Genomic DNA, 22,339 nt, shown 5'->3' on the forward strand with positions numbered 1-22,339 from the left:
GAAGGGATGGACCCGATGGACCGCCAGCGCTTCCCCGTCGATCCGTGGCGCCTCGTCGAGACGCGCCCGTCGCTCGACGACACCGGCGTCACCGAGACGCTCTTCGCCCTCGGCAACGGCTACCTGGGCCTGCGCGGCAACCAGCCCGAAGGCCGCGACGCGCACGAGCACGGCACCTTCATCAACGGGTTCCACGAGGTCTTCCCGATCCGCCACGCCGAGCAGGCGTACGGCTTCGCCGAGGTCGGCCAGACGATCATCAATGCGCCCGATGCCAAGGTCATGCGCGTCTACGTCGACGACGAGCCGCTCTCGTTCGACATCGCCGACATCCGCGAGTACGAGCGCGTCCTCGACATGCGCTCGGGCATCCTGTCCCGCCACGTCCGATGGGTCACCCCGAGCGGCAAGGACGTCGTCCTCGACTTCGACCGGATGGTGTCGTTCGAAGAGAAGCACCTCGCGATCATGCGGGTCACCGTGACGGTGCTCAACGCCGACGCGCCCGTGACGATCAGCTGCCAGCTCATCAACCGGCAGGACGGCGAAGACGTCTACGGCGGTCGTGCCCCGCACAAGCCGCGCTCGGGCTTCGATCCGCGCAAGGCCGAGAAGATCCAGGAGCGCGTCCTCCAGCCGCAGGAGTACTGGCAGGACGGCGAGCGTTCCGCGCTGTCGTACAAGGCCACCGAGTCGGGCATGACGATGGCGCTCGTCGCCGACCACCTCATCGAGACCGAGAACGAGTACTCGGCGCGCACCCTCATCGAGCCCGACATCGCCAAGAACGTCTTCCGCGTGCAGGCGAAGGCAGGCGTGCCGATCACGGTCACGAAGCTCGTCAGCTACCACACGTCGCGCGGCGTGCCCGCCCGCGAGCTCGTCGACCGCGCCCGCCGCACCCTCGACCGCGTCGAAGCCGAGGGCGTGCAGCGCCAGTACGACCGGCAAAGCGCGTTCCTCGCCGACTTCTGGGAGCGCTCCGACGTCGTCATCGGCGGCCACGACGACCTGCAGCAGGCGACCCGCTGGTGTCTGTTCCAGCTCGCGCAGGCCGCGGCCCGCGCCGACGGCCACGGCGTGCCGGCCAAGGGCGTGTCGGGATCGGGCTACAGCGGTCACTACTTCTGGGACACCGAGATCTACGTCTTGCCGTTCCTCATCTATACGACCCCGCAGTGGGCGCGGAACGCCCTTCGGATGCGGTATCTCATGCTTCCCGCGGCGCGCAAGCGCGCGGCCCAGCTGAACGAAGCCGGCGCCCTCTTCCCGTGGCGGACGATCAACGGCGAAGAGGCATCCGCCTACTACGCCGCCGGCACGGCGCAGTACCACATCAACGCCGACGTGAGCTTCGCGCTCGGCAAGTATGTCCGTGCGACCGGCGACGACGAGTTCCTCTACCGCGAGGGCGTCGACATCGCCGTCGAGACGGCGCGCATGTGGTCGACGCTCGGCTTCTGGCGCTACAACGAAGACGGCGCTCCCGAGGTCTTCCACATCCACGGCGTCACCGGTCCCGACGAGTACACGACGGTCGTCAACGACAACCTCTTCACGAACGTCATGGCCCGCTACAACCTGCGCTTCGCGGCGCGGGTCGTCCGCGAGATGGCCGAGGAGGCACCCGAGGAGTACGCCCTCATGGCGCAGCGCCTCGGCCTCGGAGACGGTGAGGCGGATGCCTGGGATGCCGCCGCGACCGCGATGCACATCCCGTACAGCGAGGCCCTCGGCATCCATCCGCAGGACGCGGTCTTCCTCGAGCGCGAGGTCTGGGACCTCGAGTCCACCCCGCCCGAGCAGCGTCCGCTGCTCCTGAACTTCCACCCGCTCGTGATCTACCGCTACCAGGTGCTCAAGCAGGCCGACGTCGTGCTCGCGCTGTATCTGCAGGGCAACCACTTCACCGACGAGGAGAAGCTCGCCGACTTCGAGTACTACGATCCGCTCACGACGGGCGACTCGACGCTGTCCGCCGTCGTGCAGTCGATCCTCGCGGCGGAGGTCGGCTACCAGGGGCTCGCCCTCGAGTACTTCGCGCAGTCGATCTACGTCGACCTCGGCGACCTCCATCACAACGCGGCCGACGGCGTGCACGTCGCCTCGGCGGGCGGTGTGTGGACGGCGCTCGTCGCCGGCTTCGGCGGCATGCGCGACCACTACGGCCTGCTGTCGTTCGACCCGCGCCTGCCGAAGGACTGGCCGTCGCTGTCGTACCCGATCGGCTGGCGCGGCACGCGCCTGCAGGTGACCATCACGCGCGACGCGCTCACGGTCGAGGCGGGCGAGGGCGAGCCGGTGGAGTTCTCGGTGCGCGGCCGCGAGTACGAGGTCACCGGCGGCGGAATGGTCACCGTGCCGCTCGCCGGTCAGGGGCCGGTGCTGCGGGGGCGCCCGACGCTCGACGACATCGGCGAGTCGCTCCGCGAGGACGGCACGCTGCTGTCGGCATCCGTCCCCATCTCGACCAACACGACGGCGATCCCGGTGATCACCGGCTCGATCTCGGTCGTCGAGGGCGGCCGCGAGGAAGGCAACCTCGGCGTCGACAGCTGACGCGCTCCCCTCTGCTGATCGCTCTCCCTCCGCTCGCGAGATCAGGGCGCGCGCTCAGTCGCCGTCGGCCACGATCGCGCGCACTGCGTCGCGGCCGGCGCGGTTGGCCCCGACGGTCGACTGCGACGGGCCGTAGCCGATGAGGAAGAGGCGCGGCTCGTCGAGGGCGCGCCCGTTCGCGACGCGGATGCCGCCGGCTTCGGTCCGAAGGCCGAGAGGCGCGAGGTGGCGGATGTCGGCGCGGAACCCCGTCGCCCAGAGGATCACGTCGGCCTGTTCGAGCGAGCCGTCCGGCATCCGGACGCCGTCCGGCTCGATCGCGGTGAACATCGGATGCCGCACCAGCACGCCCCGCTCGCGCGCCGCCTCGGACCACGCCGTGCGGTGCTGGCCGGTGACGGAGATGACGCTCCCGGGCGGCTCGCCGCGCCGGACGCGCTCCTCGACGCCCGCGATCGCGGCGATCCGCGCCGCGGTGTCGAACTCCGTGGCATCCCACCGCACTTCTCGCCGGGTCACCCAGAAGGTATCGGCGACGCGGGAGATCTCGTCGAGCAGCTGCACCGCGGAGATCCCCGCCCCCACGATCACGACGCGCTGACCGGCGAACTCCTGTGCCGACACGTAGTCGTGGACGTGCAGCTGCCGACCGCGGAACGTCTCGGCGCCCGGGACGTGCGGCCAGAACGGGCGCCGCCACGTGCCGGTCGCGTTGATGACGTAACGCGCCGACCAGGTGTCCGTGTCGGTCTCGACGAGCAGACGCCCGTGCGGTTCGTCTTGCGCGTCGTCCCTGCGCCGGACGGCGCGTACCTCGACGGGCCGGCGCACCCGCAGGTCGAACCTCTCCTCGTACGCGGCGAAGTAGGCGGGCAGCACGTCGCGCGCGGATGCCTCGGGATCGGCCGGCGGCACGGGGAACCCCGGCAGCTCGTGGATGCCGTTGACCGTCGCCATCTTCAGCGACGCCCACCGGTGCTGCCACGCGCCGCCGGGCGCGGCGTCGGCGTCGAGCGCGACGTAGGTCGGCGCGTCGGAGTCTGCCGGCGACGTGGTTCCGGCGGGGATGAAGCCGCGGCGGCGCAGGTGGTAGGCGGCCGAGAGCCCCGCCTGCCCGGCGCCGATGACGGCGACGTCGACGGGGTGCGGGCTCACGTCGGGTCCAACCGGGCGGGGTTCCCGGGTGTTCCCGGCATCCGTCCCCACCCTTCCCGCCGCGATGTCGGAGGTACGCCGTAGGCTGGATCTCGTGACCACAGCCCTGTACCGCCGCTACCGGCCCGAGAGCTTCGGCGAGATGATCGGGCAGTCCCAGGTCACCGATCCGCTCATGACCGCGCTCCGCGGCGACCGGGTCGGTCACGCGTACCTGTTCAGCGGTCCGCGCGGGTGCGGCAAGACGACCTCGGCGCGCATCCTCGCGCGGTGCCTGAACTGCGCCGAAGGCCCCACCGACACCCCGTGCGGCGTCTGCGACAGCTGCGTCGAGCTCGGGCGCGGCGGCGGCGGGTCGCTCGATGTCGTCGAGATCGACGCGGCCTCCCACAACGGCGTCGACGACGCCCGCGACCTGCGCGAGCGTGCGATATTCGCGCCCGCGCGCGACCGCTTCAAGATCTTCATCCTCGATGAGGCGCACATGGTCACGCCGCAGGGCTTCAACGCCCTGCTGAAGCTCGTCGAAGAGCCGCCCGACCACGTCAAGTTCATCTTCGCGACGACCGAGCCCGAGAAGGTCATCGGCACGATCCGCTCGCGCACCCACCATTACCCGTTCCGCCTCGTCGCACCCGCCGCCATGCTCGCGTACGTCGAAGAGCTGTGCGCGCAGGAGGGCGTGCAGGTCGAGGCGGGGGTGCTGCCGCTCGTCGTCCGCGCCGGCGGCGGGTCGCCCCGTGACACCCTGTCGCTCCTCGACCAGCTGATCGCCGGGTCCGAGGACGGCGCTGTCACGTACGAGCGCGCCGTCGCCCTCCTCGGCTACACGCACGCCGAGCTTCTCGACGAGGTCGTCGAGGCGTTCGCGGCCCACGACCCGGCCGCGGCCTTCGCCGCCGTCGACCGTGTCGTGCAGACCGGCCAGGACCCGCGCCGGTTCGTCGACGACCTGCTCGAGCGGCTCCGCGACCTCATCGTCATCGCCGCGACGGGGGAGGGGGCCGCGTCCGTTCTGCGCGGGATGCCTGCCGACGAACTCGAACGGATGATGCGGCAGGCCGCCGCCTTCGGCGCCGACCGGCTCTCGCGCATCGCCGACCTCGTCGTCGGCACCCTCGACGACATGTCGGGCGCGACCTCGCCGCGCCTGCAGCTCGAGCTCCTCGTCGCGCGCGTGCTCGCGTCGGCTTCCGCCGCCCCCGCCACCCCGGTCGTCGAGCGAGCGCAGCGAGTCGAAACGCCCGCCGCCCTCGCCGCCCCCGTCGCTACCCCGCCCACCCCGGTCGTTGAGCGAGCGCAGCGAGTCGAGACGCCCGCAACACCGCCCGTCCCGCGAGCGCAGCACATCGAGACGCCCCCCACATCTCCGAGCCCCGCCATATCTCCGAGCCCCGCCGCACCCGAGCCCACTCCTCCCGCGGGGCCGCTCACCGTCGCGCAGGTGCGCGACGCATGGCCGGCCGTCCTCCAGCAGCTCGAAGCCGTCAGCCGCACCTCGTGGCTCCTCGCCTCGACGGCGACCCCGCTCGCCTACGCCGACGACGTCCTCACACTCGGCTTCCCGAGTCAGGCCGACGTCGCCGCGTTCAAGAAGCTCGCCGCAGGCAAGGGGCCGAGCGAAGACCTCCGCGGCGCGATCCTCGCCGTGCTCGGCGTGCGCGTGAAGTACGTCGCCCGTCACGAGCCCGACGCCGGCCGTTCCGCGGGTGGGGAGGGCGACGGGCACGCCTCCGCCGACTCGGAAGACCCTGATCCGCGCGGCACGGCACCGGCCGAGCCCGCAGTGCACGCCGAGGCCGCCCGCCCCGGAAACGACCGGGGCCCCGCGTCGGGCGGCGCCACCCGCGGCGGGAGCGCGGCCGCGCCCGCAACCGGCTCGCCGGGCGGACCTCCGGCATCCTCCGCTCGCCCCTCCTCCCCGGGCCCCGCGCAGGCCGCGGCGGCGCCCGTGACCGAATGGGCCGTCGCGGCCATCCCCGCCGGCGACGGTCCCGCCCCGCAGTTCGCGGTCGACGACGAGCCCGAGGACGCGGCCGCCCCCGCGGGCACCCTGACCCTCACCCGCACGGCTCTTCCCGATCGCGACGGCGAGATCATCCCCGACGCCGACGTCCCGCCCGACGAGGACGACGCGCCTCCGCCGCCCGACGACGACGCCCCCGTGCCGCCGCGCGCCCCCGTCGCGCGCGAGAATGCCGCTCCCGTCGCGCCGGCGGCGCGCGCCCCGCGCACGAACGGCATCGAGAGGGTCGGCGAGTCCGTCGTCCGCCAGGTCCTCGGCGCGACGTTCGTGCGCGAAGAGCCGCACGCGACCCCCACGAGGTTCAACTAGTCCATGTACGACGGCATCGTCCAAGACCTGATCGACGAGTTCGGCCGCCTTCCCGGCATCGGCCCGAAGTCGGCGCAGCGCATCGCGTTCCACATCCTGCAGACCCCGACCTTCGACGTGACGCGCCTGTCGCAGCTGCTCGGCGAACTCCGCGAGCGCGTGCGCTTCTGCGAGATCTGCGGCAACGTCAGCGAGCAGGAGCGGTGCGCCATCTGCCGTGACCCCCGCCGCGACCAGACCTTCATCTGCGTCGTCGAGGATGCGAAGGACGTCTCCGCGATCGAGCGCACGCGCGAGTTCCGGGGCCTCTACCACGTGCTCGGCGGCGCGATCAGCCCGATCGCGGGCGTCGGTCCCGACGACCTCCGCATCACCCAGCTCATGCAGCGCCTCGCCGACGGCACCGTGCAGGAAGTCATCCTCGCGACCAACCCGAATCTCGAGGGCGAGGCGACGGCGACCTACCTCAGCCGACTGCTGCACTCGCTCGAGATCCGGGTGACCCGCCTCGCCTCGGGCCTGCCCGTCGGCGGCGACCTCGAGTACGCCGACGAGGTCACGCTCGGCCGGGCCTTCGAGGGGCGACGGAGCATCTGAGGCGCGACCCGCGCGATCCGAGGCCTCAGCGATCCGAGACCTCAGCGCAGCACTTCGACCAGCACGACCCACGAGATGATGAGCGCCGCGATGATCGCGAGGATCGACCCGGCTGCGAAGAGCACGTAACCGGACGGCGCTCCGGCGATGAGCAGCACCGCGCCGACGAGATATGCCAGCGGCGCGACGAAACCCACGCCCGCCTTCACCGGTCGCGCCCTATGCGTGTGATCCGGATTCTGGTACACCCGCCGGGTCGCCTCGACCGGGAAGACCAGCGCGAGCACCGCGGCGACGGCGACGGTCACGCCGTAGGCGAGCGACGAGATGCCCGGGAAGAGGCCCACCGCCGAGGCCGTGAGCGCCAGGACCAGACCGGCGATGCCGGAACCCAGTCGAGACGTGAGCGAGGGAACCTTGACGATGTAACCGATGTTCACGCTCGCGGCGACGATGACGAGACCTGCGAGAGCGGAAGTCGCCCCCACCATCGCGACATCGAAGTCGTGCCAGCCCTCCGCGGCATCCATTCTCGGATCGTAGCGGGACCCACCTGCGCCGGCGAGCGTCACATGGTCGGGTGCGAATGCGCGCGTCCCTAGAATGGTGCGCGGAGCGCCCGATCGCGCTCGGCGCGGCATCCCGCCGCCCCCTCTCCTCCCGCCTTCATCGGAGTTCCACACGTGGCGCTGATCGTCCAGAAGTACGGCGGCTCGTCCGTCGCCGACGCCGAGAGTATCAAGCGCGTCGCCAAGCGCATCGTCGACACCCGTCGCGCCGGACACGACGTCGTCGTCGCCGTGTCGGCGATGGGCGACACGACCGACGAGCTCCTCGACCTCGCCCACCAGGTGGCGCCCATCTCCGCCCCGCGCGAGCTCGACATGCTGCTGAGCTCGGGGGAGCGCATCTCGATGGCGCTCCTCGCGATGGCCATCCACTCGATGGGCTTCGAGGCGCGCTCGTTCACCGGCAGCCAGGCGGGCATGATCACCGACGCCACTCACGGCGCGGCGCGGATCGTCGATGTCACTCCGGTGCGTCTGCGCGAGGCGCTCGACGAGGGCGCGATCGTCATCGTCGCGGGGTTCCAGGGCTTCAACCGCGACACGCGGGACGTGACCACCCTCGGCCGCGGCGGGTCGGACACGACCGCCGTCGCCCTCGCGGCGGCGCTGGATGCCGACGTGTGCGAGATCTACAGCGACGTCGACGGCATCTTCACGGCCGATCCGCGGGTCGTCCCGCGGGCCCGCAAACTGAGCGTGATCTCCGCCGAGGAGATGCTCGAACTCGCCGCGAACGGCGCCAAGGTCCTCTACATCCGCGCCGTCGAGTACGCGCGCCGCCACGGCGTCATGATCAACGCCCGCTCCACCTTCAGCCTCAGCCAGGGCACCTTCGTGCTCGGCGCCGGGATGTCCGTTCCGGCCGCGATCGCGGCCACGTCAGAGGAGACCGCCATGGAAGAACCCATCGTCGCCGGTGTCGCCACCGACCTGGGGCAGGCGAAGATCACGGTCATCGGTGTGCCGGACGTGCCCGGCAAGGCCGCCGAGATCTTCTCCGTCGTCGCCAAGAGCGGCGCGAACGTCGACATGATCGTGCAGAACGTCTCGGCCGCAGCGACCGGGCGCACCGACATCTCGTTCACGTTGCCGAAGTCGGATGCCTCGACGGCCCTGCGCGCCCTGGCCGGCGAGCAGCCCTCGATCGGATTCGAGAGCCTCGTCCACGACGACCAGATCGGCAAGCTGTCGGTCGTTGGTGCGGGCATGCGCACCCACTCGGGGGTCTCGGCGACGCTCTTCGAGGCGCTGTCGACGGCGGGCGTGAACATCGAGATGATCTCGACCTCCGAGATCCGCATCTCGGTCGTCGTCCGCGGCGACGACCTCGCCGAGGCGGCGCGCGTCGTGCACAGTGCGTTCGGCCTCGACGGCGAGATCGAGGCGACCGTGTACGCCGGCACCGGCCGCTGAGGCATCCTTCACCCTTTCGCGGGGCTCCGCGCCGCGCGCGTTCTTCGGAGATCGGGCGTTCTTCGGACGTTCCGGCGCGAAAACCTCCGAAGAACCGAGGATCTCCGAAGATCTCGCGCCAGCCCCTCCCGCCGCGCACGCCAGTAGACTCACCGACAACCCGCGCACCACACCGCCCGCACCCACCCGACCCCACTTCGAGGACCCGCCATGACCCGCATCTCCGATTCAGGACTCACTGTCGCCGTCGTCGGCGCGACCGGACAGGTCGGCACCGTGATGCGCGAGATCCTCGCCGAGCGGTCGTTCCCGATCCGCGAGCTGCGCCTGTTCGCCACGGCTCGCAGCGCCGGCCAGGCGATCGAGTTCGGCGGCGAGACCGTGATCGTCGAAGACGTCGCGACCGCCGACCCGCGCGGCATCGACATCGCCCTCTTCTCCGCGGGAGCGACCGGCTCGCGCGCGCACGCCCCGCGCTTCGCGGAGGCGGGCGCCGTCGTCATCGACAACTCCTCCGCCTGGCGCATGGACCCCGAGGTCCCCCTCGTCGTCAGCGAGGTCAACCCGCATGCGATCGACGACCTCCCGAAGGGCATCATCGCGAACCCGAACTGCACGACGATGGCCGCGATGCCCGTCATCAAGCCGCTGCACGACGCCGCGGGCCTCGAGCGCCTCATCGTGAGCACCTACCAGGCGGTCTCGGGCTCCGGCCTCGCCGGTGCGCAGGAGCTCCTCGGCCAGGTCGAGGGCGTCCTCGCGCAGAACCACACGCTCGACCTCGTCCACGACGGATCGGCGGTGGACTTCCCCCAGCCCGAGAAGTACATCGCGCCGATCGCGTTCGATGTGATCCCGTTCGCCGGCAACCTCGTCGACGACGGTCTGAACGAGACCGACGAGGAGAAGAAGCTCCGGAACGAGTCGCGGAAGATCCTCGAGCTCCCGGACCTCCGGGTCGCCGGCACCTGCGTGCGCGTTCCGGTCTTCACTGGTCACTCGCTGTCGATCCACGCCGAGTTCGCGGGCGACATCACGCCCGACCAGGCGCGCGAGATCCTGGCGTCCGCCCCCGGCGTCGCCCTCGAAGAGGTGCCGACGCCCCTGCAGGCCGCCGGTGCGGACCCGAGCTTCGTGGGCCGCATCCGCGTCGACCAGTCGGCACCCGAGGGCAAGGGCCTCGTGCTGTTCCTCTCGAACGACAATCTCCGCAAGGGCGCTGCGCTCAACGCCGTGCAGATCGCCGAGCTCGTCGCAGCCCGCCTCGGCGCACACGCCGCCTGAGGATCCCGGCGGACTCGGTCCTCACGGGGCCAAGCTTCACGGAGGGGCAAGAAGTTCGATCCTTGACGCGCGTGGATGCCGCGGACGTCGATCCTCTCCGGAAACGCGGCCTAGACTGGGACATCGTGAGTGAACCCGTAGACGTCGTCCTGATCGGCGGTGGCATCATGAGTGCCACCCTCGGAACCCTGCTCAAGCACCTCCAGCCGGACTGGAAGATCGTGGTGCTGGAGCGTCTCAGCGAGGTCGCCGAGGAGTCCTCCAACGCGTGGAACAACGCCGGCACCGGCCACTCGGCCCTGTGCGAGCTCAACTACATGCCCGACCCGTCCGACCCGGCGAAGGCCGTCGGCATCAACGAGCAGTTCCAGGAGAGCCGGGAGCTGTGGACCTCGCTCGTCGAGCGGGGTGTCCTCGACGCGCCGAAGACGTTCATCAACCCGACGCCGCACATGACGTTCGTCCGGGGCGAGAAGGACGTCGCCTACCTGAAGGCCCGCTACGAGACGCTCAAGAAGCAGCCGCTCTTCTCGACGATCGAGTACTCCGAGGACTCGCGCGTCATCAACGAGTGGGCACCGCTGCTCATGGACAAGCGCCGCAAGGCGGACGAGCCGTTCGCGGCGACCCGTGTGACGGCGGGCACCGACGTCGACTTCGGCTCGCTCACCCGTCAGCTCCTCGCGCACCTCGGTGAGCAGGGCGTCGATGTCCTCACGAACATCGAGGCCAAGAAGCTCCGCAAGCAGAAGGACGGCACCTGGAAGGTGTCGTACCGGCACTCCCTCGGCCGCACGCCGGGCGAGCTGAACGCGCGGTTCGTCTTCGTCGGCGCGGGCGGCTGGGCCATCAAGCTGCTGCAGTCGTCGGGCATCGACGAGATCAAGGGCTACGGCGTCTTCCCGATCGGCGGCCAGTGGCTGAAGACGTCCAACCCGGCGATCGTCGCCCGCCACAAGGCGAAGGTGTACTCGCAGGCCGCGGTCGGCGCCCCGCCGATGTCGGTGCCGCACCTCGACACGCGCGTCGTCGACGGCGAGACCTCGCTGCTGTTCGGCCCGTTCGCGACGTTCAGCCCCAAGTTCCTGAAGAACGGGCACTGGTGGGACATCATCGCGCAGGTGCGTCCGTCGAACCTCTTCAGCATGCTGAAGGTCGGGGCCACGAACCTCGACCTGGTGAAGTACCTCGTCTCCGAGCTCGCCAAGACCCACAAGCGCAAGGTCGACAGCCTGCGCGAGTTCATGCCCACGGCGAAGGATGCCGATTGGGAGCTCCTCAACGCGGGCCAGCGCGCCCAGGTCATGCACGGGGGGCAGCTCAAGTTCGGCACCGAGGTCGTCGCGGCAGCCGACGGCTCGATCGCGGGGCTGCTCGGCGCGTCGCCCGGCGCGTCGACCGCGGCATCCATCATGCTCGGTCTCCTGAAGACGTGCTTCCCCGACCGCACCGCGGAGTGGGAGCCGAAGCTGCGTGAGCTGATCCCGAGCTACGGCGAGACGCTGAACGATCGCCCCGAGGTCGCGAAGAAGGAGATGGCGATCACCGCCGACGCGCTCTCCATCGCGCTCTGAGGCTCTCGTGGCGAAGCTCTACTTCCGCTACGGGGCGATGAACTCCGGCAAGTCGACGGCGCTTCTGCAAGCCGCGTTCAACTACGAGGAGCGAGGGCAGCACGTGCTGCTGGCCAAGCCCGCCATCGACACCAAGGGCGCCGAGAAGATCTCGAGCCGCCTCGGCGTCGAGCGCGACGTCGACTTCCTCATCGGCGCGGGTGACGACGTGCGCTCGCTCGTCGCCCAGCACGGTGCGCGGTACATCGGCTCGGTCGCCTGCCTGCTGATCGACGAGGCGCAGTTCCTCTCGCCGTCGCAGGTCGACGATCTCCTGCGCCTCGTCGTCGAGGACGGCATCCCGGTGCTCGCCTACGGCATCCGCACCGACTTCCAGACCCACGCGTTCCCCGGCTCCGCGCGCCTGCTGGAGATCGCGCACAGCCTCGAGGAACTGAAGACGATCTGCCGCTGCGGACGCAAGGCGCTCTTCAACGCCCGGCTGGTCGGAGGCCGGTTCGTCTTCGACGGCGACCAGGTCGCCATCGACGACCTCGACCACGATCAGGTCACCTACGAGTCGCTCTGCGCGCAGGACTACCTGCTCGCCTCCGGCGGCCGCCTCAGCTGAGCGCGCTGCCCGCCTCTTCTCGGCGGCGAGGGGGGAGCGGTACGAGCATCGACGTCGTGCGCTGATACTGCGCGTAGGCGGGGTACTTCGCCGCGGAGAGCGACTCGGTGAAGATGGTCGAACCGATGAACAGCACCGTCAGGAGCACCGCCCCGACGATCGACGGATTCACGACGCCGCCCCAGAAACCGAGCCCGTCGCCGACGGCGGCGCTCGCGCCGAGCGCGTAGAACATCCACCACTGCGCCTGCTCGCAGAAGAAGTTGGGATGCCTGCTGTACGCGAACAGGCCCGAGGAGAGGAAACCCTCGGCCTCGCCGCGCTTCTTCGCCTGGTGGAAGTCCCACTGCTGCTGGTCGGCGATCGTCTCGCCGACGAGGAACGTCAGGAACAGGGCCGCGAAGAGGACATCCCATCCAGTCAGCGGCGAGGGGTGCAGGAACGCGACGTAGGCGGGGAGGGTGATGAGCACGAGGAGCGCCATTTGATACAGGACGATGAAGAGCAGATTGAAGATCTGGAACTGCCAGGGCTTCATCCGCCCGCGCAGGACCGCCCAGCGGTAGTCCTCGACGCCGGTGTAGCCGCCCTTGCGCGCGAAGTTGAACGTCAGTCGTGCACCCCAGAGGGTCACGAGCACCGCCATGATGAGCAGCCGGGCGGCATCCTCGCTCCGCACGATGCCGGCGATCGCGAAGATCCACACGTAGACGACCGGGACGACCGACCACAGCCGATCGACCCACGACGTGTCCTTCGTCACGAGAGAGGCGATCCACGCGCACACGGACGCGACCGCAGCGACGATGAGCACGATGACGAGCGGATCCATGCGTTCAGCGTAGAGTGCTGTATCGTTTCAACATCGTATCGCGCACCTCCGGCGCGGTCGGCGGTCGGACCACAGGTGCTAGCGTGGTCGGACCATCGAGAGGACAAAGATGACGGACGTGACGATCACGGAGACCGGCGACGCCGAGAAGCCGGCGCCGACGCCCGCGCGCGCCTGGCGCGTCGTGCTCGAGAAGATCGAGAACGACCTCCTCGAAGGGACGCTCGGTCCGGGGGACCGCCTGCCTCCCGAACGCGAACTCGCCGCGACCCTCGGTGTGGGCCGGTCGAGCGTCCGCGAGGCGCTGCGCGTGCTCGAGGTCATGGGCCTCATCCGTACGGCCACCGGATCCGGACCGACGGCGGGCGCCATCGTCACCGCGACCCCGCAGGGCGGTCTCGCCCAACTGCTGCGCCTCCAGGTCGCCGCGCAGGGCTTTCCGATCCCCGACGTCTACGAGACGCGGCTCCTGCTCGAAGAGTGGGCGGTCGCCCACCTCGCCGGCCTCTCCGACACCGACCTCGCCGACGCGCGCGCGACCCTCGCCGCGATGGACCACCCCGACGTGACCATCGAGGAGTTCCTCTCCCTCGACTCGCAGTTCCACCTGCGACTCACCGAGGCGGCGGGCAACGTCGTCGTCTCGGCGACGATGGCGGGCCTGCGCACCACGATCGAGAGCTACATCCGCTCGGGCGCCGACCGCATCCCCGACTGGGGCACGACCGGTGAGCGCCTGCGCCACGAGCACGCCGACATCCTCGCCGCGATCGATCGCGGGGATGCCGAGGCAGCGCGCAGCCTCGTGCGCTCGCACATCACCGGGTACTACGCCGACGCGGGGCTGCCGATGCCCACCGACGCCTGACCCCCACCCTCCACCGAATCGCCACCGAACCGCCACCGAAGGACGACACCGCATGGTCCAGCGTCAGCTGCCGAAGATCCCCGAACTGCTCGAGCTCATGCAGTTCAAGAAGCCCGAGCTGGATGCCGTGAAGCGACGCCTCGACGGTGCCCTCACGATCGCGGACCTCCGGAAGATCGCGAAGCGCCGCACACCCAAGGCCGCGTTCGACTACACCGACGGCGCGGCCGAGGGTGAGATCTCGATCGAGCGGGCACGGCAGGCCTTCGAGGATGTCGAGTTCCACCCCGACATCCTGCGCCCCGCGACGAGCGTGAACACCTCGCTGGAGATCCTGAGCGGCCGCTCCGCGCTGCCCTTCGGCATCGCGCCCACGGGGTTCACCCGCCTCATGCAGACCGAGGGCGAGGTCGCCGGCGCAGGCGCGGCGGGAGCCGCCGGCATCCCCTTCACCCTGTCGACCCTCGGCACGACGTCGATCGAGAACGTCCGTGCCGCGAATCCGCACGGGCGCAACTGGTTCCAGCTGTACGTCATGCGCGATCGCGACATCTCGTACGGTCTCGTGGGGCGCGCCGCCGCGGCAGGCTTCGACACCCTCATGTTCACCGTCGACACGCCGGTCGCCGGTGCGCGCCTGCGCGACAAGCGCAACGGCTTCTCGATTCCGCCGCAGCTCACCGTCGGCACGATCGTCAACGCGATCCCGCGGCCGTGGTGGTGGATCGACTTCCTCACGACGCCGAAGCTCGAGTTCGCGTCTCTCACGACGACCGGCGGCACCGTCGGCGAGCTCATCGACGGGGCGATGGACCCGACGATCAGCTACGAGGACCTCGACGTCATCCGCTCGATGTGGCCGGGGAAGATCGTCGTGAAGGGCGTGCAGAACCTCGAGGACTCGAAGCGGCTGATCGACCTCGGCGTCGACGGGATCGTGCTGTCGAACCACGGCGGGCGACAGCTCGACCGCGCGCCCATCCCGTTCCGGCTGCTCCCGGAGGTCGTCCGCGAGGTCGGGAAGGATGCCACGGTCATGATCGACACGGGCATCATGAACGGGGCCGACATCGTCGCCGCCGTCGCCCTCGGGGCGAAGTTCACCCTCATCGGCCGCGCCTACCTGTACGGGCTCATGGCGGGCGGACGGCGCGGCGTCGACCGGACGATCGAGATCCTGCGGTCGGAAGTCGAGCGGACCATGAAGCTCCTCGGCGTCTCGACGCTCGACGAGCTCGAACCGCGCCACGTGACGCAGCTGCAGCGCCTCACCCCGGTGCCCGGCGTCGGCGCCGCGGCGCGCACCGAGAGCTGACGACCAGGCGCGGCGTCAGCGCGCCGGAAGCGTCGGGATGAGTCGCTCGAGGAACTCCGCCGTGTCGGGCCAGCCCTCGACAGCCTGGCACGCGACCCCCATCGCGAGCACGGGGTAGTCGTTGCCGTGCTCGTCGAGGCGGTCGCCGACGAACAGCATGTCGTCGAGCGCGATGCCGGTCTGCTCCGCGAGCTGTCGCATGCCGTACGCCTTGTCGATCCCGCGCTCGGTGATGTCCACCGACGTCGACCCGCCCGAGCGGACTTCGAGGTCGGGGACGCGGGCCGCGACGGCATCCCGCAGGGCGTTCTTCTTCTCACCGGTCGGGTCCCAGGCGCTCTTGGCGTCGACGGGCGCGGACTGACCGAGCGCCGAGAAGGTGATCTGCGAGCCGCGGTCCTCGAGGATCTCGCCCCACGTCTCCGACTCCCACAGGCCCAGCCGCCGGGCTTCCTCCTCCACGGCCGCCAGCGCGCGCTGCTTCTGGTCGTCCGTAAGCGACCGGGCGTAGACGGTCTCGATGCCGGCGGGGGTCAGGCGGTAGTACTGCGTGCCGCACGTGGGCAGCAGGTGCATGCGGGCCAAGACCTCGTCGCTCGCCTGCGGCAGGCGGTCGACGACCTGCGCCGTGAACTGGCCGAGCTGTCCACCGGAGATGATCGCGACCTCGACCCGCGCCGCGAGGGCGACTAGCAACTCGCCGATCCGCGGGTCGATCGCGCTCTTCGACGGCGCGAGGGTGTCGTCGAGGTCGAAGGCGACGAGGCGGGGAGTGGACATCGGTCTCCGTTCGGGGATCGCGGCGCGACTATGCCGAGAAGAAGGGCTCCGCCCGATCTCTCCGGCGGAGCCCTTCTGCTGTCGGGGTGACAGGATTTGAACCTGCGGCCTCGTCGTCCCGAACGACGCGCGCTACCAAGCTGCGCCACACCCCGTGGCAACCCTCCGAGTCTACCCCGTCACGGCGCACATACCGAATCGAGTCACGCCGATTCGCGCGCGCGCAGGACGAGGACGGATGCCTCGGGGCGGCACCCGAAGCGCACGGGCGCATAGATCGAGTGGCCGAGTCCGGCCGAGACGTTGAGAGGGACGGTGCGTCCGCCGTGCGACCAGGTGCTGAGCCCGCGCGCCTGATCGAGCGGGATGTCGCAGTTCGCGACGAGCGCCGAGGGGGAGAAGGGGATCCGCACCTGGCCGCCATGCGTGTGGCCGCCGAAGATCATGTCGGCTCCGAGGTCGACGAAGCCGTCGAGGATGCGGCGGTAGGGCGCATGCGTGACGCCGAGCGTGACGGCCGCTGCATCCGCGCGGCCGAACATCGGACGCCGACGGAGGGCGGCGAGGCGGTCGGGCAGCGCGGCGAGGTCATCCCAGTCGCGGTGCGCGTCGTCGACGCCGAAGCCGTCGACGCGCAGACCCGCTGCCGTCACCGACGCCGCCGTGTTGTCGAGGTCCGTCCAACCGAGGTCGTCGGTGAAGTAGGCATCCATCGCCGCCGTGTCGAGCAGGTCGACGTCGGCGTGGCGCTGGGAGGGGCCGCGGAAGTACTTCAGCGGGTTCCGGGCCGACGGGCCGACGACGTCGTTCGAGCCGTGCACGAAGAAGCCCGGCACACCGCGAAGCGGCGCGAAGGCACGACGGATGCCGTGGAGTCCGTCGGCGTGGCCGAGATTGTCGCCCGTGTTGATCACCAGGTCGGGCTGGACCGTCTCGGCGACGCGGGCGATCCACGTCTGCTTCGCGTGCTGCCAGGGCGCCATGTGCGCATCGGAGAGGTGCAGCACCGTCAGCGGCGCCGACCCCGGCGGCAGGATCGCGACCTCGTGCTCACGCACGGTGAACAGGAACCGCTCGATGCACGTGCCCCAGACGGCCGCGGAGAGACCTGCCGCCCCCACCGCGGCGGCGGTGGTGAGGGCGGCGTGTGAGCCTCGACTCACGGGCACTTCTTCGCTTGGAACTCGACCGTGATGGCGGATCCACGGCCGACGATGGCGCCTGCGGCGGGGTTCGTGCCGGTCACCACGCCCTTGTCGGGCGCATCGTCCTTCTGGGTGCACTGACCGCTCACGTCACCGAATCCGGCCGACTTCAGCTGGGCGACGGCTGCGACGGGGTCGCCGCTGACGGCGGGCACGGCGACGCCCTGACCGTTGCTCGGGCGGATCGTGACGTTCGTGCTTCCCGCCACGCGACCGGCCCCCGGGTCCTGCTGGACGATCGTCCCCGGCGCCTCGACGCCGTCGACCGCGTCGCCGACCGTGACGGAGAACCCGGCGGTCGTGAGCGTCTGCGTCGCCTGGTCGACCGACATACCGATGACCGAGGGGAGATCGACGAGGACCTGCTTGGTCAGGCTGGTGTCGGGCTTGGGGAACGCGTCGCCGCCGTAGATCTTGTTCGCGGCGCCCTGCATCTTGGGCCAGATGCTGTTGCGGATGCGCGAGAGCGGGTACCCGCTCTCGCGGTACTTGTCGATCTTGACGTTCTGCCACTTGCCGTTGATCTGGATGGAGTTCACGTTGCCGACCCAGACGACCGTGGTGACCTTCGTGGACGAGCCATCCATCCACGTCTGCTCGTACTCGTGGATGCCGGTCTTGCCGAACACCGGCACCCCGTCGCCGATCCGCGCGCCGACACCGGTGCCCGACATGACGCCCTCGAGGGTGTAGGCCGCGGTCGACGCGACGGCTTCGGTCATCACGCGCTCGCACGTCGTCTGCGGGGTGATGTCGTTGCCCTGTGCGTCGACGGCGCGGTCGATGGCCTTCGGCTTGCAGAGCATGCCGTTCGCGGCGATCGACGCATACGCGGCGGCCATGTCGATCGGCGCAACCGCCGCGTCACCGAGCACGTTGTATGCCTGGTTGGGCGAGATCGACGAGCCCGGCGGCACCTCGTCCAGCGGCGTTCCGTCGTCGCGCATGACGCCGAGCTTCATCGCGACGCGGTTCGTGCTGCAGACGGAGATCTTCTCCGCCATGGCGATGAAGCCGGAGTTCAGCGAGTCGCGGGTGAAGTTGTACACCGAGCCGTTGTAGCCGGGGTTGTTCTCGAAGTTGCCGACCGCGCCGTCCGTGTTGTTGGCGGTCTTGACGGTCTGGGTCTGACCGTCGCAGTTGATGACCTTCTTGGTCCCGATGCGGCCGTTGAGGGTCTCGTTGACGGAGTGCCCCTGCTCCAGCCAGTTGATGAGGCTGAACACCTTGTAGGTCGAGCCGGCCGAGTGGCCGCCGCCGCCGTTGGCTTTGCGCACGTTGTAGTTGAGCTGCGTCGTCGGGCCGTTGTCGCCGACGTTGTCGGTCGAGTAGGGGCGGTTCTGGACCATCGAGAGGACGCGTCCCGTGCCGACCTCGATCTGGACGCCGGAGGCGCCCAGATTCATGTAGGGCACGCTGCCGGGGACGACCGAGATCGCGTCGAGCGCGTTCTGCTGCAGGTCGGCGTTGAGGGTGGTGTAGATCTTCATGCCGCCGCGGCGAAGGTTCGCCGCCCGCTGGTCCGTGTCCTCACCGAACGCGGGGTCGCTCTTGACGATGCTCACGACGTACTCGCAGAAGAACTCCGCGCCGGTCGCCATCTGGCAGCCCTGCGGGCGGGGTTGGATGTTCGGGGTGATCGGCGTGGCCTTGGCCTCGTCGTACTCCGCCTGCGAGATCTTGCCGTCCTCGAGCATGCGTCCCAGCACGTAATTACGGCGGTCGAGCGTGAGCGAGTAACCGTCCGCCTCGCCGTTGACGGGGTTGCCCGCCTTGTCCGTCGTGGTGCCGCCCGGCCGGTCGATGCGGAGGGTGTTCGGTTCTTGCACCATGCCGGCGATCGTGGCGGCCTGCGCGATCGAGAGGTCGGAGGCGTTCACACCGAAGTACGTCTGGGCGGCGGCGCCGATGCCGTAGACCACCCCGCCGAAGTTCGTGATGTTGAGGTAGCCGACGAGGATGTCCTCCTTCGGGTACTCCTTCTCCAGCTGGATCGCGTAGCGCATCTCCTGGATCTTGCGCTGGTACCCGGCCGAGCCCTTGTTCACCGTCGTCGAAGTGAAGCAGGCATCCACCTTCTCCTGGTCGCCCGCCGCCTCGGACTCGCAGTTCTGCTGCAGGATGTTCTTCACGTACTGCTGCGTGAGCGAGGAGCCTCCGCGGTTCGAGCCGCTCGAGGCGTTACCCGCGAGCGCGCTGATCGTACCGACGAGGTCGACGCCGCCGTGCGTGTAGAAGTTCTTGTCCTCACTGGAGATGATCGCGTCGTACATGACGGGGGCGACCTGGTCGTACGTCACCGGAATGCGGTTCTGGTCGTAGAACTGCGCCATGAGAACGTCGTTGCCCGCGCTGTCCTTGCGGTAGATCTCCGTCGGCAACATCAGCGGGTCGATCTCGAGGAAGCCCGGCAGCTTGTTGAACGTGTCGACAGCGCTGGATGCCGCGTACCCCGTCACAGCGATCGCGGGGGTGACCGTGGCGCTGATCAGCACGCCGGCGACGGCGCTGAGACCGACGAGACCGAGCACGCCGCCGAGCACGCCGGTGGCCGTCCTTTTCACATGAGGCATAGGCTTGATCGTAGGGGAGAACCCTGGGGGAACCCTCGGTGCACCGGGGCGCGCCCCCCACGCCGAGACCATACCGGGAGTTCCGTATGACCACGTGGGAATACCTCACCACGCCGCTGCTAATCCACAACACCGCCGCGATCCTCAACAACTGGGGTAAGCAGGGTTGGGAGCTCGTGCAGGTGGTGACCGGCCCCGAGGGCGGCCTCGTCGCCTACTTCAAGCGGCCCGTCGGCGGCGGCTCGGCCAACGCCGGCCTGGATGCCGCAGCGCAGGCATCCCGCCAGTTCGAGGGCCAGGCATGAGCGTCTCGGCGCGGCTCGCAGAGCTCGGCATCGAGCTGCCCCCGGTCGTTCCGCCGGTGGCGGCGTACGTTCCCGCCGTGGTCCACGGCGACCTCGTCTACACGTCGGGGCAGCTCCCGATGATCGCGGGGGCGCTCCCGGCGACCGGCAAGGTGGGCGAAGGGCATGCGCTGGTCCCGGCATCCGACGCGAAGGACTATGCCCGGCAGTGCGCGCTCAACGCGATCGCCGCCGCGGCGGATGCCGTCGGCGGCGTCGACCGGCTCGTGAGAGTCGTCAAGGTGACCGGCTTCGTGGCCTCGGTGCCGGAGTTCACCGGTCAGCCCGGTGTCGTCAACGGCGCGAGCGAGGTCCTCGGCGAGATCTTCGGCGAGCAGGGCCGGCACGCCCGCTCGGCGGTCGGGGTGCCGGTCCTGCCGCTCGACTCTCCCGTCGAGGTCGAGGTCGTCTTCGCCTGGGAGTGAGCCCTCCCTCACCTGCACCGACGGCCTCGATGCATGCCGCAGGATCAGACGCTCACGTTGCGCCGCGCCCGGAGCGACGAGCCGATCAGCGCGCCCGCTCCCAGCACGATCAGCGCTGCCCCGACCCAGAGCGCCGCACTCAGCTCACCTCCGGTCGCGGCTAGTTCACCGCGCCTCACGGTCACCTCGGCGATGACCGTGAGGCCGATGTCGTCGAACGTAAGGATGAGGTGGTGCGCGCCGTCCGCGACGCCCGCGAGGTCGAAGGCGCCGGTGACGGCTCCACGGTCCCATTGCACAGTGCCGATCGAGACGGGAGTCGATCGCATGTTGCCGATGATCGATGACCGCGAGTCCTGCATCTTCTTGAAGAGGGAGGACATGCCATCGAATGCTTCACGGCGTTCGTCGGTCAGGCCGGCCAGTCGCAGCATGTCCATCTGTTGAGCGTTGGTGATGCTGTCGAGTTCGGCGCGCAGCGATGCGAGGAGCTCGACAGCGGCCGTTCTCGCCTCGGTGGAGTTCGACGTCGCCGAAAGGAAAGCATGCGACTGCTCGGCCGTGCCTGCGGCCGCGATCGCGGCCGCCAGCGACGCGTCGGTCGGCGCGGCGACGTATGCGTTCAGCGGCGTGACGGCCGCGTTGAGTGTGGCCACGCGGGCGTTACGCTTCTGCACATCCGCGATCTGTGAGGAGATCTGCTGGTCGAGCAGCTGTGCGCGCTGGTCCTGCACGGCGAGCAGAGCCCCTTCGAGATCGAACGCGGTGAGCGAGATCTGGTTCACGGTCACCCCCGGCAGGTGGGAGATCACCGGTGACAGCAGCTGGGATGTGGCGGCCGCCGTCTCCCGAGCCGGGGTCTGCGCGAGGCCGAGAGCCTGTCCCGAGCCGTTGAGGAGAGGTAACGTGCTGTTCGGTGTGCTCGCCGCGGTCTTCAGTAGAGCGGCAAGCTCGGACTCCGATATACCGCTGAAGACGTTGGTGAGATCGGTGTTGTCGGGGCGCTGAAAGATCGCGATGCGGGGCTGCTGAACTGGGTCGATGGACGGCTGAGTCGGTGTCGGTGCAGGTGTATCCGTTGGTGTGGGTGTCGGGGCGCTCGTGGGTGTCGGTGTCGGTGTCGGTGCGGGTGTGTCCGTCGGCGTGGGCGTCGGCGTCGCACTGTCTGAGATGAGTGCGAAGGAGCGGGTCAAATCGATGAGGCTGGGACTCACCTCGCCCCGAGGGAGCGAGAAAGCAGGGTTGGCCGACGGCTGCGCATCCGCGAGCGTGAATCCCGTGGGCGGGTCAAGGCGGATGCTGTAGTCGTCGGTGGACGTCGTCGGCAACGAGCCTGATCGGAAAGTACCGTCTGCGGCGACGGCGACGCGCTGCACAGCCGTCCCACCGCTGAGAATGGTGACGCTCGAGCCCGACAGGTCGGCGAGCGGGCGGCTATCCGACGTCGCGGTGACAGCCCCGTCGATCGCGCCGAATGAGCCCTCGAGCGCGATGGTGACGGAGTTCCCGAGCGCGGGGTTGAACTCGCTCCTCGCCGCGGAGTCGAGGAGATCGCCGACAGCTCCGGGCCAGGATGCCTCGGCGATGAAGCTGGTGTCCGTCGCGGGTACGCGGACGGACACGGTCCCGTCTGCCGAGGTGGTGCCGGTGGCAATGACCTGATCGAGGCCGTCGGCGGAGAGCACCGTCACGGCAGCACCGCCGAGCGGTGCGGATGCGGTCCCGTGGGAGAGGGTCGTCGTGATGAGCACGTCGTCTGCTTCTGTTTCTGCCGCGCTGGCGATCGCCGGCAGACCCATCAGGATCAGGCCGGTGACGGCGGACAGCACGCCCACAGCGCCGAGGGGTGAGATCAGATCCCGACGTCGTGATGTGGCGGTGGGGGGCATGGGGGTCCTTCC

General features: G+C 69.8%; 18 protein-coding genes and 1 tRNA gene. 11 read left to right on the top strand and 8 right to left on the bottom strand.

The features are described from left to right. Nucleotides 1–15 precede the first annotated feature (15 nt). Nucleotides 16–2,559: a glycoside hydrolase family 65 protein gene (locus ACRVYW_RS07415; RefSeq protein WP_431803341.1), complete on the top strand. Its 2,544-nt coding sequence runs from the start codon at nucleotides 16–18 to the stop codon at nucleotides 2,557–2,559. Between the two features lie 54 nt (nucleotides 2,560–2,613). Here ACRVYW_RS07415 and ACRVYW_RS07420 read toward each other — a convergent pair whose 3' ends face one another. Beyond that, a complete protein-coding gene (locus tag ACRVYW_RS07420; RefSeq protein WP_431803184.1) occupies nucleotides 2,614–3,714 on the bottom strand; it encodes an NAD(P)-binding domain-containing protein in 1,101 nt (366 codons plus the stop codon). A 94-nt stretch (nucleotides 3,715–3,808) separates the two neighbouring features. Here ACRVYW_RS07420 and ACRVYW_RS07425 point away from each other — a divergent pair, with 94 nt between their 5' ends. After that, nucleotides 3,809–6,049 carry a DNA polymerase III subunit gamma and tau gene (locus ACRVYW_RS07425; RefSeq protein WP_431803186.1) on the top strand — a complete coding sequence of 747 codons (2,241 nt, stop codon included), beginning with the start codon at nucleotides 3,809–3,811 and terminating at the stop codon, nucleotides 6,047–6,049. 3 nt (nucleotides 6,050–6,052) lie between these two features. Beyond that, nucleotides 6,053–6,646, top strand: coding sequence for a recombination mediator RecR (gene recR / locus ACRVYW_RS07430; protein ID WP_431803188.1), 594 nt, complete (start codon nucleotides 6,053–6,055; stop codon nucleotides 6,644–6,646). Between the two features lie 41 nt (nucleotides 6,647–6,687). On the opposite strand, the gene ACRVYW_RS07435 is transcribed toward recR, so the two are convergent. Next, nucleotides 6,688–7,176, bottom strand: coding sequence for a hypothetical protein (locus tag ACRVYW_RS07435; RefSeq protein ID WP_431803190.1), 489 nt, complete (start codon nucleotides 7,174–7,176; stop codon nucleotides 6,688–6,690). A 153-nt stretch (nucleotides 7,177–7,329) separates the two neighbouring features. Here ACRVYW_RS07435 and ACRVYW_RS07440 point away from each other — a divergent pair, with 153 nt between their 5' ends. From ACRVYW_RS07440 to ACRVYW_RS07455, 4 genes are all read left to right on the top strand, one after another. Beyond that, nucleotides 7,330–8,628, top strand: a complete 1,299-nt coding sequence (locus ACRVYW_RS07440) for an aspartate kinase (protein WP_431803192.1) — start codon at nucleotides 7,330–7,332, stop codon at nucleotides 8,626–8,628. 210 nt (nucleotides 8,629–8,838) lie between these two features. Further along, nucleotides 8,839–9,912: an aspartate-semialdehyde dehydrogenase gene (locus tag ACRVYW_RS07445; RefSeq protein WP_431803194.1), complete on the top strand. Its 1,074-nt coding sequence runs from the start codon at nucleotides 8,839–8,841 to the stop codon at nucleotides 9,910–9,912. Between the two features lie 125 nt (nucleotides 9,913–10,037). Continuing rightward, the gene (mqo, locus tag ACRVYW_RS07450; RefSeq protein WP_431803196.1) at nucleotides 10,038–11,486 is read left to right on the top strand and encodes a malate dehydrogenase (quinone); all 1,449 of its coding nucleotides are present in this window, start codon (nucleotides 10,038–10,040) and stop codon (nucleotides 11,484–11,486) included. A gap of 7 nt (nucleotides 11,487–11,493) precedes the next feature. Further along, nucleotides 11,494–12,096, top strand: a complete 603-nt coding sequence (locus tag ACRVYW_RS07455) for a thymidine kinase (RefSeq protein WP_431803198.1) — start codon at nucleotides 11,494–11,496, stop codon at nucleotides 12,094–12,096. Here ACRVYW_RS07455 and ACRVYW_RS07460 read toward each other — a convergent pair. After that, complete coding sequence (locus ACRVYW_RS07460; protein ID WP_431803200.1) at nucleotides 12,089–12,928, bottom strand: DUF1295 domain-containing protein; 840 nt, start codon at nucleotides 12,926–12,928, stop codon at nucleotides 12,089–12,091. The genes ACRVYW_RS07455 and ACRVYW_RS07460 overlap by 8 nt on opposite strands. Nucleotides 12,929–13,052: 124 nt before the next feature. Between ACRVYW_RS07460 and ACRVYW_RS07465 the strand changes: the two genes are divergently transcribed. After that, on the top strand, nucleotides 13,053–13,796 hold the full coding sequence (locus ACRVYW_RS07465; RefSeq protein WP_431803343.1) for a FadR/GntR family transcriptional regulator: 744 nt from the start codon (nucleotides 13,053–13,055) through the stop codon (nucleotides 13,794–13,796). Between the two features lie 52 nt (nucleotides 13,797–13,848). Beyond that, nucleotides 13,849–15,111 (top strand): alpha-hydroxy acid oxidase, encoded by a 1,263-nt coding sequence (locus ACRVYW_RS07470; protein ID WP_431803202.1) that lies wholly within the window; start codon nucleotides 13,849–13,851, stop codon nucleotides 15,109–15,111. Between the two features lie 15 nt (nucleotides 15,112–15,126). On the opposite strand, the gene ACRVYW_RS07475 is transcribed toward ACRVYW_RS07470, so the two are convergent. From ACRVYW_RS07475 to ACRVYW_RS07490, 4 genes are all read right to left on the bottom strand, one after another. Beyond that, nucleotides 15,127–15,891, bottom strand: coding sequence for an HAD-IIB family hydrolase (locus tag ACRVYW_RS07475; protein WP_431803204.1), 765 nt, complete (start codon nucleotides 15,889–15,891; stop codon nucleotides 15,127–15,129). Nucleotides 15,892–15,972: 81 nt separating this feature from the next. Beyond that, a tRNA-Pro gene (locus ACRVYW_RS07480) sits at nucleotides 15,973–16,046 on the bottom strand. Between the two features lie 48 nt (nucleotides 16,047–16,094). Continuing rightward, a complete protein-coding gene (locus tag ACRVYW_RS07485; RefSeq protein WP_431803206.1) occupies nucleotides 16,095–17,054 on the bottom strand; it encodes a metallophosphoesterase in 960 nt (319 codons plus the stop codon). Next, entirely contained in the window at nucleotides 17,051–19,669 is a 2,619-nt protein-coding gene (locus ACRVYW_RS07490; RefSeq protein WP_431803208.1) for a transglycosylase domain-containing protein, read from the bottom strand. The genes ACRVYW_RS07485 and ACRVYW_RS07490 overlap by 4 nt, the downstream gene beginning before the upstream one ends. 86 nt (nucleotides 19,670–19,755) lie before the next feature. Here ACRVYW_RS07490 and ACRVYW_RS07495 point away from each other — a divergent pair, with 86 nt between their 5' ends. Together ACRVYW_RS07495 and ACRVYW_RS07500 are read left to right on the top strand one after the other, a co-directional pair. After that, entirely contained in the window at nucleotides 19,756–19,974 is a 219-nt protein-coding gene (locus ACRVYW_RS07495; protein WP_431803210.1) for a hypothetical protein, read from the top strand. After that, the gene (locus ACRVYW_RS07500; RefSeq protein ID WP_431803212.1) at nucleotides 19,971–20,438 is read left to right on the top strand and encodes a RidA family protein; all 468 of its coding nucleotides are present in this window, start codon (nucleotides 19,971–19,973) and stop codon (nucleotides 20,436–20,438) included. The genes ACRVYW_RS07495 and ACRVYW_RS07500 overlap by 4 nt, the downstream gene beginning before the upstream one ends. Nucleotides 20,439–20,482: 44 nt before the next feature. Here ACRVYW_RS07500 and ACRVYW_RS07505 read toward each other — a convergent pair whose 3' ends face one another. Continuing rightward, entirely contained in the window at nucleotides 20,483–22,327 is a 1,845-nt protein-coding gene (locus tag ACRVYW_RS07505) for a hypothetical protein (RefSeq protein ID WP_431803214.1), read from the bottom strand. Nucleotides 22,328–22,339 lie beyond the last annotated feature (12 nt).

The organism is Microbacterium sp. bgisy203 (assembly GCF_965345155.1).
Lineage (GTDB): Bacteria > Actinomycetota > Actinomycetes > Actinomycetales > Microbacteriaceae > Microbacterium.